Annotated in this window: 15 protein-coding genes and 1 riboswitch; of the genes, 9 read left to right on the forward strand and 6 right to left on the reverse strand. The window is 60.7% G+C overall.

Features of this window, described 5'->3' with window-relative positions; genetic code table 11:
- The first annotated feature begins 35 nt into the window (after positions 1-35).
- Complete coding sequence (locus KJF94_RS29055) at positions 36-842, forward strand: hypothetical protein (protein WP_214384978.1); 807 nt, start codon at positions 36-38, stop codon at positions 840-842.
- Between the two features lie 12 nt (positions 843-854).
- On the opposite strand, the gene KJF94_RS29060 is transcribed toward KJF94_RS29055, so the two are convergent.
- From KJF94_RS29060 to KJF94_RS29075, 4 genes are all read right to left on the reverse strand, one after another.
- Positions 855-1,820: a metal ABC transporter ATPase gene (locus KJF94_RS29060; protein ID WP_214380384.1), complete on the reverse strand. Its 966-nt coding sequence runs from the start codon at positions 1,818-1,820 to the stop codon at positions 855-857.
- Between the two features lie 32 nt (positions 1,821-1,852).
- Entirely contained in the window at positions 1,853-2,665 is an 813-nt protein-coding gene (locus tag KJF94_RS29065; protein ID WP_214380385.1) for an aldo/keto reductase, read from the reverse strand.
- Positions 2,662-3,837, reverse strand: a complete 1,176-nt coding sequence (locus KJF94_RS29070) for an NAD(P)/FAD-dependent oxidoreductase (protein ID WP_214380386.1) — start codon at positions 3,835-3,837, stop codon at positions 2,662-2,664. Before KJF94_RS29070 ends, KJF94_RS29065 begins: the two co-directional genes overlap by 4 nt.
- A gap of 249 nt (positions 3,838-4,086) precedes the next feature.
- Complete coding sequence (locus KJF94_RS29075; protein WP_084320936.1) at positions 4,087-4,419, reverse strand: DMT family transporter; 333 nt, start codon at positions 4,417-4,419, stop codon at positions 4,087-4,089.
- Positions 4,420-4,522: 103 nt separating this feature from the next.
- Here KJF94_RS29075 and KJF94_RS29080 point away from each other — a divergent pair, with 103 nt between their 5' ends.
- The gene (locus KJF94_RS29080) at positions 4,523-5,425 is read left to right on the forward strand and encodes a LysR family transcriptional regulator (RefSeq protein ID WP_214380387.1); all 903 of its coding nucleotides are present in this window, start codon (positions 4,523-4,525) and stop codon (positions 5,423-5,425) included.
- A gap of 11 nt (positions 5,426-5,436) precedes the next feature.
- Positions 5,437-6,717 carry a lipid IV(A) 3-deoxy-D-manno-octulosonic acid transferase gene (waaA, locus tag KJF94_RS29085; protein WP_214380388.1) on the forward strand — a complete coding sequence of 427 codons (1,281 nt, stop codon included), beginning with the start codon at positions 5,437-5,439 and terminating at the stop codon, positions 6,715-6,717.
- Between the two features lie 166 nt (positions 6,718-6,883).
- Here waaA and KJF94_RS29090 read toward each other — a convergent pair whose 3' ends face one another.
- Positions 6,884-8,317 carry a TolC family outer membrane protein gene (locus KJF94_RS29090; RefSeq protein ID WP_214380389.1) on the reverse strand — a complete coding sequence of 478 codons (1,434 nt, stop codon included), beginning with the start codon at positions 8,315-8,317 and terminating at the stop codon, positions 6,884-6,886.
- A gap of 196 nt (positions 8,318-8,513) precedes the next feature.
- Positions 8,514-8,619, forward strand: a riboswitch (TPP riboswitch).
- Between the two features lie 168 nt (positions 8,620-8,787).
- Between KJF94_RS29090 and thiC the strand changes: the two genes are divergently transcribed.
- Together thiC and cytX are read left to right on the forward strand one after the other, a co-directional pair.
- On the forward strand, positions 8,788-10,677 hold the full coding sequence (gene thiC / locus KJF94_RS29095; RefSeq protein ID WP_214380390.1) for a phosphomethylpyrimidine synthase ThiC: 1,890 nt from the start codon (positions 8,788-8,790) through the stop codon (positions 10,675-10,677).
- 151 nt (positions 10,678-10,828) lie between these two features.
- Positions 10,829-12,121 (forward strand): putative hydroxymethylpyrimidine transporter CytX, encoded by a 1,293-nt coding sequence (gene cytX, locus KJF94_RS29100; protein ID WP_214380391.1) that lies wholly within the window; start codon positions 10,829-10,831, stop codon positions 12,119-12,121.
- On the opposite strand, the gene KJF94_RS29105 is transcribed toward cytX, so the two are convergent.
- The gene (locus KJF94_RS29105; protein WP_214380392.1) at positions 12,090-12,836 is read right to left on the reverse strand and encodes an RsiV family protein; all 747 of its coding nucleotides are present in this window, start codon (positions 12,834-12,836) and stop codon (positions 12,090-12,092) included. The two genes, cytX and KJF94_RS29105, sit on opposite strands and share 32 nt — an antisense overlap.
- Before the next feature lie 206 nt (positions 12,837-13,042).
- Here KJF94_RS29105 and KJF94_RS29110 point away from each other — a divergent pair, with 206 nt between their 5' ends.
- The 4 genes from KJF94_RS29110 to KJF94_RS29125 all read left to right on the forward strand — a co-directional run bounded on the left by KJF94_RS29110 (position 13,043) and on the right by KJF94_RS29125 (position 15,826).
- A complete protein-coding gene (locus KJF94_RS29110) occupies positions 13,043-13,660 on the forward strand; it encodes an NUDIX domain-containing protein (RefSeq protein ID WP_214380393.1) in 618 nt (205 codons plus the stop codon).
- Positions 13,651-14,103 (forward strand): DUF1249 domain-containing protein, encoded by a 453-nt coding sequence (locus tag KJF94_RS29115; protein ID WP_150743889.1) that lies wholly within the window; start codon positions 13,651-13,653, stop codon positions 14,101-14,103. The genes KJF94_RS29110 and KJF94_RS29115 overlap by 10 nt, the downstream gene beginning before the upstream one ends.
- A gap of 104 nt (positions 14,104-14,207) precedes the next feature.
- Entirely contained in the window at positions 14,208-15,023 is an 816-nt protein-coding gene (gene cpdA / locus KJF94_RS29120) for a 3',5'-cyclic-AMP phosphodiesterase (RefSeq protein WP_214380394.1), read from the forward strand.
- Positions 15,024-15,217: 194 nt separating this feature from the next.
- Complete coding sequence (locus KJF94_RS29125; RefSeq protein WP_214380395.1) at positions 15,218-15,826, forward strand: YqiA/YcfP family alpha/beta fold hydrolase; 609 nt, start codon at positions 15,218-15,220, stop codon at positions 15,824-15,826.
- Positions 15,827-15,868: the final 42 nt, after the last annotated feature.

Genomic DNA, 15,868 nt, shown 5'->3' on the forward strand with positions numbered 1-15,868 from the left:
GCAGGGCGCCCGATTACTTTTCAAGGGGGACTGTAGTGTTGAATATTGCGGTGGCTTTTTTTGGTATCCCGAGAAATTCGCAGATCTGCTTTCCTTCCATTCAAGAAAACGTCCTGGCGCTGCTTCCTTCCGACAGCAACGTAAAGTGCTTTTACCACCTGTATAAAATCGACGAGGTCCAGAACTCACGCTCGGGTGAACAAGGTGAGTTGAAGGCTGACAACTACGAACCCTTCGAAACCATGACCGGGCTGCTGACCTCGACCGAGGGTGTGTTGGAGCGCTGGAACTTTGAACAAGTGAAAGCGCTGGGCGATACCTGGGCTGATGATTACGCCTCACTCAGAAACCTGATCTATCAACTCAATTCGCTGCACACCGTTACGACCATGATGGAGTCTTTCAATCCCGATTTCGTCGTCTACGTGCGGCCGGATATTTTCTTTCACACACCGCTTCCCGCTTATGTGTTCAAGCACGCAGAAGCCCGGCGACGTAATACCTACATTCCCGACTGGCAGTGGTGGGGCGGGTTGAATGATCGGTTTGCCATTTGTGGTCGCGACACCTACGTCGCGTACGGCAAAAGGATCGAGCGCATTTTTGAGTTCAGTAAAGTGACGGGAAGGAAGTTGCACTCTGAGCGGTTGCTCAAATTTGCACTGCAACAGGCAGGGGCAAAAATCTGCACCCTGGACACCAAGGCTTCGCGTGTTCGTATCAACGGAGCCTTTGCCGAAGAGTCGTTCTCACCCAAACGCGGCATGGGCAAGCGCGAGAACCGCTATTTCCATTTTTTTGCGCGGTTGCGCACCTTGATGGACAAGCAACGAGCCGGTTAGGTCAACCCTGACTTATTTGCGCAAACTTCCACTTACCAACCGGACCAGACGCAGGGCCTTTACACTCAGTTTCTTCAGTCCCCGTCGTGGGGCTTTGGGTGCTTCCAGCCCTTGTTGTGCAACCCAGTCCTTCCAGCGAATACGCTCCTCGCGGACAGTCCAGCCTTCCTGGACAGCAAAGCTCTCTGCCAGATACAGCCCACGGGTACTGGCGGGCAGAAGTTTGTCACGCTTGAGCGTGTACAACTCGGGGAGCGGCACGCCATCTTCCAGGGGCATCAAATACAGGTCCGGACGTTTGCGATCCAGGCGAGCCACCAGTTGGTCGCCTTCGAGTCGTTCGTCGACATGAAACAGGCTCAGGGACTTGGCTTCCTTGGGCACGTCCAGGCGCAAGTCATAGATCAATTGCAGCGACGCTGTCGGCAGGTGCACGTAAGCCCGTGGACGCTCGATCAGTTGCATGTTGGCGCAACGCACCGGGCGTGCCGAGCCGGAAAACGGGGTGAGGCGAAACGGCAAGGCCTCGCGATAGTGCAGCGCCGACGAGTAGGGCGCTGGCAGCCAGGTGTCATTGAAACGTCCACCGAGCCAGCCTTCCGGGGTTTCCAGCAGGCACTCTTCGGCTATCTCCTGAATCGCCGTGTGCAGCGGCAGGTTTAGCTCGTGGGCCGGCACGTAGCCGGAGATCAGTTTGAGCACAACGTCGCCACGGTCCTGGCGGCGCTGGCGTACCAACACCCAGTAATCGCGATTCTGCCAATGCAGGGTCAGGCGCACCGAGACCCCGAGGTTGGCCAGCTCCAGCGCGAACCGCTCGTTGTCAGCCACCGTCACCGGGCGGCGACGTTGCAGGGTCTGGGAAAAATTGAGCGGCATCCCGACGCTCTGATAGCTCAAGCCTTCGGGAGTCGCTTCGACGAATAACGGCAGGGTCTTGAAGTTGCTCGGGTTCTTTCTAATGAGCGTACGCGGCATGTCGGCTCCTGCTTTAGGCCGCGTGGGCGGCATCAGTTGCTACGTAGGACCTGGGCAACGGTCGCGACGTTGTGGGCGAGGTGCAGCGGATTGATGGTCCCGACAATAGCACTGGCCACACCCGGATGTTCAAACAACAACTCGAAGCTGGCGCGCACCGGATCCACACCCGGGCTCAGGCAGACATGACCGCTGGCCAGGGCTTTTTTGACCAGGATGGCTTTGCCGTGTGCAGCAGCATAGTCAATGACCGGCTTCTCGTTCTGTTCGTTCAGATTGTAGGTGACCATCGCGCAATCACCTTGCTCCAGAGCCTTCAAACCGCCTTCGACCGTTTTACCGGAGAAACCATAGCCGCGAATCTTGCCTTCGGCCTTGAGCGCGGCGAGGGTCGCGTAGACCTCGCAGTCGTTTAGGATCGCGAGGTCGTTGCCGTCGGAATGCACCAGCACCAGATCGATGAAATCCGTTTCCAGGCGTTGCAGGCTGCGTTCCACCGACAGGCGAGTATGCGCGGCAGTGAAATCATGGCGGGACTGACCGTCGGCGAACTCTTCGCCGACCTTGCTGACGATCACCCAATCCTGTCGCTGACCCCGCAACAAGGGGCCGAGGCGTTCTTCGCTGCGGCCATAGGCCGGCGCGGTGTCGATCAGGTTGATGCCCAGGTCGCGCGCGAGCTTGAGCAGCATGCGCGCTTCGTCATCGCCGGGAATCTGAAAGCCATTGGGGTATTTCACGCCTTGATCGCGGCCGAGTTTGACCGTGCCGAGGCCCAGTGGTGAAACCAGCAGGCCGGTACTGCCCAATGGGCGATGCAAATCGTGCAGGGTGGGTTGGCTCATGGCAACAGTTGCTCCCAGGCCGGGACGCCCATTGGCGGTTTTGGCAATTCGGGCAGCGGCGCCGGGTGGCTTGGCTGAATGCCGTCGCGTTGCAAGGCATTGATCACGCGGTCGGCGAAGTCCGGTGCCAGCGCCAGTTTGGTGGGCCAGCCGACCAGGAGCCGGCCTTCTTCGGCGAGGAATGCGTTGTCCGGACGGGTCAGGCCTGATTGCAGCGGCTCGGCGCGGTCCACGCGCAAGGTCGCCCATTGCACGGTGCTCAGGTCGATCCATGGCAGCAACTGGCCGAGTTCTTTCTGCGCGGTGGCAATTTGTTCGGCGGGTTCGCGGGCAACACCTTCGGCTTCGGCAATGTCGCCACCCATGTACCAGACCCATTGGCCGTCGGCGGCCGGGTGAGTGGTGACGGTGATGCGCGGTTTGGTGCCGCCGCCCAGGCAGTGGGCGTACAGCGGTTTGAGGCTCGGGCCTTTGGCGATGATCATGTGCAACGGTCGGCGTTGCATGGCAGGCTGGCTCAGGCCCAGCGCTTCAAGCAGCGCCGCGGTGCCGGCACCGGCGCTCAAGACGATGCGCTGGGCGCGGATCTCGCGCCCGTCGACCTTCAGGCCCACCAGAACGCCACCGTCCAGCAGCGGTTCGATGTTCTGACCGGCGAGCAGGCCGTCACCCGCCAGATCGGCCAGGCGCTGGATCAGGCTTGGCACGTCGATCACCAGTTCCGCCAGGCGATAGACCTTGCCCTTGAAGCGCTTGTCTTGCAGGGCCGGCGGCAATTGATCGCCCTTGACCTGGTCGACGCGGCCACGCACGGCTTTGCTGGCGAAGAAACTGGTGAGGTTGCCGGCGATCGTGCCGGGAGACCAGAGATAGTGGGCTTCGGACAACAGACGCACGCCGGACAAGTCCAGTTCGCCGTCGCCGGCCAGGGCTTCACGCCAGCGACGCGGCATGTCGGCGATGGCTTCCGAAGCGCCGGTCAGGGCGCCATGCAGTGCGTATTTGGCACCGCCGTGAATGATCCCCTGGGACTTCACACTCTGTCCGCCACCGAGCGTGGCGCTTTCCACCAGCACGGTCGAAAAACCCTGGCGGCGCAGGCGCGCATTCAGCCAGAGGCCGGCGACACCAGCGCCGACAATCAGAACGTCGGTGGAAATAACGGATGGCATGCAGCGACCTCAGTGTTCAAGACGAGGGCGCAGTATACAGACTCGAAGAAAAGGGGATTTGTTGGTGATCAATGTCTATTGAGCAATGGAGACCCCTGTGGCGAGGGAGCTTGCTCCCGCTGGGTGGCCGAAGCCGCCCCAAACCCTGACCCCCGAGGAATGTCTGACACACCGGGACAGCCAGGTTTACGACTGCTTCGCAGCCGAGCGGGAACAAGCTTCCTCGCCACAGGGGGGGTGTATTTTCAGTTAGTGCCCTGCGGTTTTGGAGAAGAGCTGGATCACCACGACACCCAGCACAATCAACGCCATCCCCAGCATCGCCGGCACATCCAGCTTCTGCCCGTAGATAAACAGCGCCGCAACGCTGACCATCACGATCCCCATGCCAGCCCACACCGCATAAGCCACACCCACCGGAACGCTGCGCACCACCAGCGTCAGCATCCAGAAGGCGATGCCGTAACCGACGATAACCAGAATCAGTGGCAGCGGCGTACTGATGCCTTTAACCGCTTTCATCGAAACAGTCGCGATCACTTCGGCGCAGATGGCGATGGCCAGGTAGTAGTAAGCGGTCATGGGTGCATCCTCGTGTGAAGTGTTGCTTTCTGAGGTCGGCATTCTAGTGATTCTCCAGATGCGGTAAAGTCATTACCTATCTGTCCTGAAGATGGGTTTGCCCATGAACGTGCAATGGAATCTGGAACAACTACGGCTGTTCGTCAGCGTCGCCGAGCAGCGCTCGTTTTCCGCCGTAGCGCGGGATCAGCGCAAGGCGCAATCGGCGGTCAGCAGTTCGATTGCACTGTTGGAAGAAGACTTGGGCGTGAGCCTGTTCGACCGCAGCAGCGGTCGTCAGCCGAAACTCACTGAGGCCGGCAATGCCTTGCTGGATGAGGCGCGGGAAGTGCTGCGTCAATGCGAACGGCTCAATGGTCGGGCGCTGGCGATGATGCGCGGCCAGGAGGCCCGTCTGCGCGTGGCTCAGGATGAGGCGATGCCCTATCAACCGATCATCGAAAGCTTCGAAGCACTTGCCAAGCAATTCCCCAGCCTCGAAGTGCAATTGACCAGCGCAGCCCAGGGCGATGTGGCGCGCAAGCTGGTGGAGCGCCGGGCCGATCTCGGTTTGTTGTTCTATCACGATCAGATTCCCGAGGCGCTCGAACGGCGCGTGCTGGGCAGCGTCGAAATGGTCACGGTGTGCGGTGTCGGGCATCCATTGGCGACGCAGGCTCGGGTCGATTGCCAGCAACTGGCGCAGCATCGGCAGCTGCTGATGTCGACCCAGTCCAGTGTTTATCCCGGCAGCGAGCCGGCCAGCCCGCAGGTCTGGCGGGCCGACAGCTTCTACGTGATGGCCGAATGGCTGGTGCGTGGCCTCGGCTGGGCCTGGCTGCCGCGACACGTGGTGCAGTATCCGGCGTATCAGGGGCTAATGATCGAACTGGCCAGTGAATGGACACCGCCGGCGCTGGTGGTGGAACTGGTCTGGCGTCGCGACGAACCCCTTGGCCCGGCGGCCCGTTGGCTGGCGGAACGTTTTGCCGTGCACTTGCAGGCGATCGGCGAGAAAAGCCGATAAACTCCGCCGCCATGAATAGAACTCTCTACACCGCGCTGTTTTACCTGGGGCTGCCACTGGTAGCGATTCGGCTGTGGCTGCGCTCGCGCAAGGCGCCGGCGTATGCCAAGCGCATCGGCGAGCGTTTCTCCCTCGGGCTGCCGGCGATGAAGCCGGGCGGCATCTGGGTGCACGCGGTGTCCGTGGGCGAAAGCATTGCGGCGGCGCCGATGATTCGCGCGTTATTGCAACGCTATCCGACGCTGCCGATCACCGTGACCTGCATGACACCGACCGGGTCCGAACGCATCCACGCATTGTTTGCCAACGAACCGCGCATCCAGCACTGCTATTTGCCTTATGACTTGCCGTGCGCAGCGGCGCGATTTCTTGATCGGGTCCAGCCAACACTGGCGGTGATCATGGAGACCGAACTCTGGCCCAACCATATCCACCAATGCGCCAAACGCGGGATTCCTGTGGCGCTGGCCAATGCACGGCTGTCCGAGCGTTCTGCCAAAGGCTATGGCCGTTTCGGCAAACTGACCCAGCCGATGCTCGCCGAGATGAGTCTGTTCGCGGTGCAGACCGAAGCCGAAGCCCAGCGCTTCCGTGATTTGGGTGCCCGTGCAGAAACCGTTGAAGTGACCGGCTCGATCAAGTTCGACCTGACCATCGACCCGCAACTGCTCCAGCGTGCCGCCGAGCTGCGCGGGCAATGGCAGGCCCAGGAGCGTCCGGTGTGGATCGCCGCCAGTACGCACGACGGTGAGGACGAAGTGGTCCTTGCGGCGCATCGCCAGTTGCTTGCCGGTCATCCCGATGCGTTGCTGATTCTGGTGCCGCGTCATCCCGAGCGATTCAATTCGGTGTTCGAGTTGTGCAAGCAACAGGGGTTCGCCACGGTGCGGCGCTCCACCGGCGAGCCGGTGATCGCGGGGACTTCGGTTTTGCTCGGCGACACCATGGGCGAGTTGCTGTTTCTCTATGCCTTGGCTGATAGCGCGTTTGTAGGCGGCAGTCTGGTGCCGAACGGTGGCCACAATTTGCTGGAACCCGCCGCCCTGGCGAAACCGGTGCTTAGTGGGCCGCACCTGTTCAACTTCCTCGAAATCGCCGCGCAGTTGCGCAGCGCGGGAGCGTTGCAGGAAGTGGAGGATGCCGAAGGATTGGCGCTGGCGGTGCAGCGACTGTTCGAATTGCCGCGCGATGCGCAGCGAATGGCGGAGGCGGGGTTGAAAGTGATGCGCACCAATCAGGGCGCGTTGCAGCGGTTGCTGGATGGGTTGGGGCGGTTGATCGACAAAACTTGAATCTGCCATAGATCAATTGTGGCGAGGGAGCTTGCTCCCGCTCGGCTGCGAAGCAGTCGTGAAATCAGCCTATGCGGTCTACCTGACAGACCGCATGCTCAGGGTTTGGGGCCGCTTCGCAGCCCAGCGGGAGCAAGCTCCCTCGCCACAGGGGTGGGGGTTGCCTTTACGGCCGGGCTTTGAGCTGCTCCGCTGCTGCCTTGGCCAGATCCGGTGGCAGGAAGTCTTTATCCGGGTTGTAGTCAGCCTTGAGATAGCGTTTCAGGTCCTGCAAATCCCCCGGGTTCAACGTGCCGGCGGCCTGCTTCAAACGCAGGTTGTCGAGGATGTAGTCGTAGCGGGTGTTGTTGTAGTTGCGCACCGAGGTGTACAGCTGACGCTGGGCATCGAGCACATCGACGATGTTTCGTGTTCCCACCTGATAACCGATTTCAGTCGCTTCCACCGCGCTCTGGTTGGAGATGATCGACTGCTTGCGCGCCTGCACCTGCTCCACATCGGTGTTCACCGCGCGGTGCAGGTTGCGGGTGTTTTCCACAATTTGCCGGCGCAGGCCTTCACGCTGTTGTTCAGTCTGGTCCAGGCGCGAGTACGACTCGCGAACCTGAGAGCTGGTCAGGCCGCCGCTGTAGATCGGGATGTTCAGTTGCAAGGCCAGGGTGCGCTGCTCGACAGGGCCGCCATAAGACTGGCCGAAGGCATTCGGGTTGCTGAAACCGAAGGCGTCGTTGTCGCCCTTCTCATACTTGGCCACTGCATCCACCGTTGGTGCGTGGCCGGCCTTGCGCTGCTTGAGGGTTTCTTCAGCGGCGCTGACCGCGTAGTTGCTGGCCAGCAGATTCAGGTTCTGTTTGGCGGCGGTGTCGACCCAGGCCTTGGCATCGTTGGGGGCCGGCGGCAGGATCGGCAAGGTGTGGACGATGCCCTGAATCGAGTTGTACTGACGGTTGGTCAGGGTGATCAACGCTTCAAACGCATCATCCACCTGACGCTGGGCAACGATCCGGTTGGCCCGTGCCGTGTCGTAACTGGCCTGCGATTGCAGCACGTCGGTCTTGTCCGAAAGGCCGACGTCGAAGCGTTCATTGGATTGATCGAGTTGGCGTTTGAACGCCGCTTCCTCAGCCTTGGTCGAGGCCAGATTGTCCTGGCTGCGCAGCACGTTGAAGTAGTTTTCAGCGGTTTGCAGAATCAGGTTTTGCTCGGTCGCGGAGAGTTGCAGCGCGGCCTGCTCATTGACGTCCTTGGCGGCCTGATACTGGAACCAGCGATCGGCACGGAACAGTGGCTGTGCCAGCGTTGCCTGATAAGAGTTGGCGCTGCGGTTGGCAATCGCCGAGGGTTGATTGATGTCGGTGCGCACGTTGGCCACCTGGGCGCCGCCCGAGATATTCGGCAGCAACCCGGCGCGGGCCTGGGGCACGACTTCTTTCTGGGCGCCGTATTGGGCGCGGGCAGCGGCCAGGTCGGCGTTGTTGTCCACCGCTTCCTGGTAGACGCTGACCAGATCGGTATTGGTCGATAAGGGCGCTTCTGCTGCCCAGGCCATTCCATTGGACGCACAAGACACGGCAACGGCCAGTGAGAGTTTGCGCAGCATGAGGCGATCCCTAGAAATTGATATGACGCTGATAATTTAGGCGCCAAGGTACGGCGCGGCCCGTACAGCGTCAAGGCGCGGTACGGCGTAGCGAGTGTAGTTGCGCGTACGTGCGGCAACAATCCTGTAATTGCGCCATTCATCATGGTGTTTACTGCGGTGTTGGCGTTCTTTGCTACTTGTGTCTAGACTGGCCGGGTTCTTGTCGGGGTGCCTTGCTATGAGGCTGAGATCGAATAATTTCGGATCCCGTTGAACCTGATCAGGTTAGCGCCTGCGTAGGGAACAAGATTTCTCGTCACCCGGCGAGTCCTCTTGTGCTTCGTCCGGGATGTTGTTCGACAATCGAACACCCCTCGAGCACTGAGCACAGCACCAACAGCTTTGTCATGGCTGATTGGTCGCGTCCATTCGTTACAGGTTCGCTCCGACAAAATTCCACTGCCTGGATGCTGTCTGGAGAGCCCGTGATGACGATAAAACTAAAAAACACTACGAACCTGAGTGATTCGGCCCAAGTCGATCAACAGTCGGTTCAGCCGTTTACCCGCTCGCAAAAAATCTATGTTCAGGGCTCTCGTCCGGACATCCTCGTGCCGATGCGCGAAATCAGCCTCGATGTGACCCCGACCGACTTCGGCGGCGAGATCAACGCTCCGGTGGTGGTGTACGACACTTCCGGCCCATATACCGACCCCAACGTCATCATCGACGTGCGCAAAGGCCTGGCCGATGTGCGTTCGCCGTGGATCGAAGCCCGTGGCGACACCGAGCGTCTGCCTGGCCTGAGCTCGAACTTCGGCCAGGAACGCCTCGCCGACGCCGAGCTGACCAAGCTGCGTTTCGCCCACGTCAACAACCCGCGCCGCGCCAAGGCCGGGGCCAACGTCAGCCAGATGCACTACGCCCGCAAAGGCATCATCACCGCCGAGATGGAATACGTCGCCATCCGCGAAAACATGAAGCTCGAAGTGGCCCGCGCCGCCGGGCTGCTGGACCAGCAACATGCCGGTCACAGCTTCGGCGCCAGCGTGCCGAAAATCATCACCCCGGAATTTGTCCGTGACGAAATCGCTCGTGGCCGCGCGATCATTCCGGCCAACATCAACCACACCGAACTGGAACCGATGATCATCGGCCGTAACTTCCTGGTGAAGATTAACGGCAACATCGGCAACAGCGCGTTGGGTTCGTCCATCGAAGAAGAAGTGGCGAAACTGACCTGGGGCATCCGCTGGGGTTCGGACACGGTCATGGACCTGTCCACCGGCAAGCACATTCACGAAACCCGCGAGTGGATCATCCGCAACTCGCCGGTGCCGATCGGTACCGTGCCGATTTATCAGGCCCTGGAAAAAGTCGGCGGCGCGGCCGAAGACCTGACCTGGGAGCTGTTCCGCGACACGCTGATCGAACAGGCCGAGCAGGGCGTCGACTACTTCACCATCCACGCCGGCGTATTGCTGCGCTACGTGCCGCTGACCGCCAAACGCGTGACCGGCATCGTGTCCCGTGGCGGTTCGATCATGGCCAAGTGGTGCCTGGCGCACCACAAAGAGAACTTCCTCTACACCCATTTCGAAGACATCTGCGAAATCATGAAGGCCTACGACGTCAGCTTCTCGCTGGGCGATGGCCTGCGTCCGGGCTCGATTGCCGACGCCAACGACGCCGCACAATTCGGTGAGCTGGAAACCCTCGGCGAGCTGACCAAGATCGCCTGGAAGCACGACGTGCAGTGCATGATCGAAGGCCCGGGCCACGTGCCGATGCAGTTGATCAAAGAGAACATGGACAAGCAGCTCGAGTGCTGCGACGAGGCGCCGTTCTACACCCTCGGCCCGCTGACCACCGACATTGCGCCGGGTTACGACCACATCACCTCCGGTATCGGTGCGGCAATGATCGGCTGGTTCGGTTGCGCCATGCTCTGCTACGTCACGCCCAAGGAGCACTTGGGCCTGCCGAACAAGGATGACGTGAAGACCGGGATCATCACCTACAAGATCGCTGCGCACGCCGCCGACCTTGCGAAGGGCCATCCGGGCGCGCAGATTCGTGACAATGCCTTGAGCAAGGCGCGTTTCGAATTCCGTTGGGAAGACCAGTTCAACCTGGGCCTCGACCCGGACACCGCACGCTCGTATCACGATGAAACCCTGCCGAAGGATTCGGCCAAGGTCGCGCATTTCTGTTCGATGTGCGGGCCGAAATTCTGCTCGATGAAAATCACCCAGGAAGTTCGTGAATACGCGGCCAACCAGCGGATTGAAACCGTCGATGCCGAAGTCGCCCAGGGATTGGCGGAACAGGCCGAGCGGTTCAAGCAGGAAGGCAGTCAGCTGTACAAGAAGGTTTGATCTGATCCGAAAGGTCGGGGCCTGAGAGGGCCCCATCGCCAGCAGGCTGGCTCCCACACTGGATTTGTGGTGTTCACAAGTCCCCTGTGGGAGCCAGCCTGCTGGCGATAGCGATCAACACAACAACAAATGTCCCTCTGAGATAACACCCTTGAGCATTCAACCCAGCACTTATTCCCCTGACATCGCGGTGCCGATCGACAAACGTGTCTTCGGCGGCCGTGATCTGTTTTCCCTGTGGTTCTCCCTCGGCATCGGCCTGATGGTTTTGCAGACCGGCGCTCTGCTCGCGCCAGGCCTGGGCCTGTCCGGTTCGCTGCTGGCGATCTTCCTCGGCACGCTGGTCGGCGTTCTGCTGCTGGCCGCTGTCGGCGTGATCGGCAGCGACACCGGCCTGTCGTCGATGGCCGCGCTCAAACTCAGCCTTGGCAAGCGTGGCGCGAGCCTGCCGGCGGTGCTGAACCTGCTGCAACTGATCGGTTGGGGCTCGTTCGAAATCATCGTGATGCGCGACGCTGCCAGCCTGCTGGGCGCCCGTGCGTTCAGCGAGGGCAGTCTGTTCTCCAGTCCGCTACTCTGGACTTTATTCTTCGGTGCCTTGGCGACCTTGCTGGCCGTCAGCGGTCCGTTGACCTTCGTGCGGCAGATCCTGCGCAAGTGGGGCATCTGGCTGTTGCTGGCCGCGTGCATCTGGCTGACCTGGAACCTGTTCGCCAAGGCCGACCTGGTGGCGTTGTGGGCGCAGGCCGGTGACGGTTCGATGCCGTTCGCAGTGGGCTTCGACATTGCTATCGCGATGCCGCTGTCGTGGCTGCCGCTGATTGCCGACTACTCGCGTTTCGGCAAGCGTGCGAAGAATGTCTTCGGCGGTACGGCGATCGGCTTTTTTATCGGTAATTTCTGGCTGATGAGCCTGGGCGTGGCCTACACCCTGGCGTTTGCGCCGAGCGGTGAAGTGAATGCCTTGCTGCTGGCATTGGCGGGCGCGGGTCTGGGGATTCCGCTGCTGCTGATTCTGCTCGATGAGTCGGAAAACGCGTTTGCCGACATTCACTCGGCGGCCGTTTCCAGCGGGATTCTGTTGCGCTTGAAAGTCGAGCACCTGGCATTGGCCATCGGCGTGGTCTGCACCCTGATCGCCTTGCTGGCGCCACTGGCTCAGTACCAGAACTTCCTGTTGTTGATCGGTTCGGTGTTTGCGCCGCTGTTCGGCGTGGTGCTGGTGGATCACTTCATCTTGCGCAAGCGCTCTGTTCAAGTGGCGTCAGCCGCATTGCGCTGGCCGGCGTTGCTCGCCTGGTTGGGCGGGGTGAGCACTTATCATTTGCTGGCCAATCTGTATCCGGACATCGGCGCAACCCTGCCGTCGTTGATTCTGGCAGGGCTGCTGCAGCTGGTGCTGGGCCGGGCCTTCAGTTACGGCCGGGAAACAGCTCGGGCTTGAGAATGCCGTTCAGGCGTGGGTAGGGGATCTTCAGTTCGACGTGGCCCAGCGCGTAAGGCGCGATGGTGCTCACTTCGTACTTGAGGATCACCCCGCCGTAGGTCAGCGCCACGTTCTGGGTTTTCTGGAACGGCCACTGCTTCACGAACTCCGGTTCCTGATCGAGCTTGGTGCTGATCAGCCAACTGTTGTGCGCCACCTGCGCCGCTTTCCAGAACGCTTCTTCCTGCCCCGGCACCAACATGTCGGACAAGGTCAGCACTTTATGCTGCTGGCGCGAATAGTTGATGAAACTGCGGCCCGGCGTGCCATGCGCGCCGCCGGTGTCCAGGTAGCTGGAAAATTCGACGATCACCAAGCCGTCATGCTGCTCACGTACTTTCGCTTGCAGGTAACTGCTGTAGCGTGGGCCGGCGGTGCGCAAAAACTCATCGCGATACGCCGCCAGCGTCGGTGCCACCGGGGCGTCGGGCGAGGTGCGGGTCATTTGCAGCAGGCGTTTTTCGACGATGCCGTCTAGCTGAGGCTCGGCGGGGAAGCGCAGGGTATCGATGTTCACCAACGGGCAGTCGGGGGTTGTGCATCCCGGCTTCAGCGTTTCTGTGGCATCGCGGGTGGTTTCCAGCGGCGCCCGGTAGTTGGGCTGGAACAGACTCTGGCAAGCGCCCAGGGTCAGGGCGATTGCGGCCACGGAGGCGATTTTAAAAAGCGACATGGGCGTCCTTCATAAAACAGGGAAAGGCGAAAAGTTACCCGCTTCGACTCTCAACGAAGCAGTCAGTTCGCCACTAAGCTAATTAGAGTTGGTTTAGCCCTCACCGTCCATCCCGCTGACGGGAAAGGGGCTGCATCAAACGGCGCGGGCGCGTTAGGATGGCGCGAAGTCGAGGCAGGAGCCTCGGAGCAGATACGAGGATTGCCATGACTGATTTTGCCAACGCCATTCCGACCGCCGTCGATATCGTCCGGCGCGAAAAGTGCTACGAGGGCTTTTACAAGCTCGACCGTGTGCACTTGCGCCACGAGTTGTTCGCCGGTGGCATGAGCCGCGAAATCAATCGTGAAGTGTTTGTTCGCCACGATGCCGTCTGCGTACTGCCTTACGATCCGCAGCGCGACGAAGTGGTGCTGATCGAGCAGTTTCGCGTCGGTGCCATGGGCAAGACCGATAACCCGTGGCTGATCGAACTGGTCGCCGGTCTGATCGACAAGGAAGAAGTGCCGGAAGAGGTTGCTCACCGCGAAGCGCAGGAGGAAGCTGGGCTTGTATTCGGGGCGCTGTGGCCGATGACCAAGTATTTTCCATCGCCGGGCGGCAGCAATGAATTCGTGCATTTGTACCTGGGGCGTTGCGAGACAACCGGGGTCGGCGGCCTGCATGGGCTGGAGGAAGAAGCAGAAGATATCCGCGTTACGGTCTGGGCGTTCGAAGACGCGCTGCAAGCCGTACGCGACGGACGAATTGCCAACGCGGCCAGCATCATTGCCTTGCAATGGCTGGCATTGAACCGCGTTGAAGTGAGGGGGTTATGGTCGTAAACAAGTTGCGCGATCGTTATAGGGTGGACCTCGTGGGGCTGCAAGCTTCTTGCGAGGCCAACTACGCGCGCCTGATGCGACTGCTGCCGGACATGCGCAACGAACCGGCGGCGCGGCGCATTGCCGTGACCCACGGCGACCAGATGCTCGGCGTGCTGGCCCTCGAAGTGCTGCAGGTCTGTCCGTACACCACCACCCTGCAAGTGCGTCAGGAACACAGCCTGCCGTGGCTGCCGGTGCCGCAACTGGAAGTTCAGGTCTATCACGACGCCTGCATGGCCGAAGTGGTCAGCGCCGAACATGCGCGACGCTTTCGCGGCATCTATCCTTACCCGAACGCCGCGATGCATCAGCCGGACGAAAAGGCCCAGCTGAACATGTTTCTGGGGGAGTGGCTCAGTCATTGCCTGGCCTTGGGGCATGAGTACGAAGTCGTTCGTTAACGTTGTTGTGAACTGCGTCAGGTTCGCGCGTTTCCTCTTTTGATCATCCCCCAGCATAATTGCGGCACTCATCCAATCCCGTGATTCAGCCCTGGGAGAACGCCTTGCCGAGCGTATCCACATTGACCACCGCCGATTCGGCGTTGCTGGTGCAACTGTCCGACAGCCATCTGTTTGCCGAGGCCGACGGTACGTTGCTGGGCATGAATACGCGCGACAGCCTGCAAAAGGTCATCGAACTGGTCAGGCTGCAACAGCCGCAGATCGACCTGATCATCGCCAGTGGCGATCTTTCCCAGGACGGGACGCTGGAGTCGTACCAGCAGTTTCGCGACCTGACCCGCCAGCTCGATGCGCCGGCACGCTGGATTCCCGGTAATCACGATGAACCACGGATCATGGCCGAGGCCGCGGTGCAGAGCGCGCTGCTGGAGCCGGTGGTGGACGTCGGTAATTGGCGCGTCACATTGCTCGACTCGGCCGTGCCGGGATCGGTGCCGGGGTTTTTGCTGGATGAGCAGTTGCAGCTGCTGGCTCGCTCGTTGAGCGAGGCGCCGGAGCGGCATCATCTGGTGTGTTTCCACCATCATCCGGTGTCGATCGGGTGTGCGTGGATGGAGCCGATCGGGTTGCGCAATCCTGAGGCGTTGTTTGCCGTGCTGGATCGGTTTCCGCAGGTGCGCGCGGTCCTGTGGGGACATGTGCATCAGGAAATCTACCAGTTGCGTAACGGCGTGCGTCTGATTGCCTCGCCTTCAACCTGCATTCAGTTCGAGCCAGGCAGCGATGATTTCAAAGTGGGTGAACAGGCGCCGGGGTATCGCTGGTTGCGGCTGCTGCCGGATGGTCAGCTCGAAACCGGCGTGGAACGCGTGACCGGCTTCGATTTCACGGTCGATTATGGCTCCAACGGCTACTGAATAACTGAATATCTGCGGTGCTGCCATCGCCAGCAGGCTGGCCCCACATTGAATCTGCGTCGTGCACAAATCCCTGTGGGAGCCAGCCTGCTGGCGATAACGTCCGCTCAGACGACATCAATTCCACGGATATCCCCGATTCCCCCGACACCCTGTAAACTCCGCCTTCTTTACCCGACGCACAGGGAGTTCAAATGTCCGGTTCGATCCTTTATATCCACGGTTTCAACAGCGCGCCTTCGTCGAAAAAGGCCACGCAGTTGATCGAAGTGATGGAGCGTCTGGGCTTGAGCGATCACCTGCGCGTTCCAGCCTTGCATCACCATCCGCGCGAGGCCATCGGTCAGCTGGAACAGGCGATTGCCGAGCTGGGGCGGCCACTGCTGGTCGGCAGCTCACTCGGCGGCTACTATGCGACTCACCTGGCCGAGCGCCATGGCTTGAAAGCCCTGTTGATCAACCCCGCCGTCAGTCCGCACCGGATGTTCGACGGGTATCTGGGGACGCAGAAAAACCTGTATACCGATGAAGCCTGGGAATTGACCCACGACCACGTGACGGCCCTGGCCGAGCTGGAAGTGCCGGCGCCCCGGGACCCGCAGCGGTATCAGGTGTGGTTGCAGACCGGCGACGAAACGCTGGATTATCGCCTCGCCCAGCAGTATTACCGGGCCTGTGCCTTGCGCATCCAGGCCGGCGGCGACCATAGTTTCCAGGGTTTTGCCGGGCAATTGCCGGCAATGCTGAGTTTTGCCGGCATCGGCGCAGATTTGTATCAGGCGATTGATTTCACAGCACTGTGAGTCGTCGCCTCTATTTCACAGAACACTCTTTTTACAGGCGGA

Source organism: Pseudomonas hormoni, from assembly GCF_018502625.1.
Lineage (GTDB): Bacteria > Pseudomonadota > Gammaproteobacteria > Pseudomonadales > Pseudomonadaceae > Aquipseudomonas > Aquipseudomonas hormoni.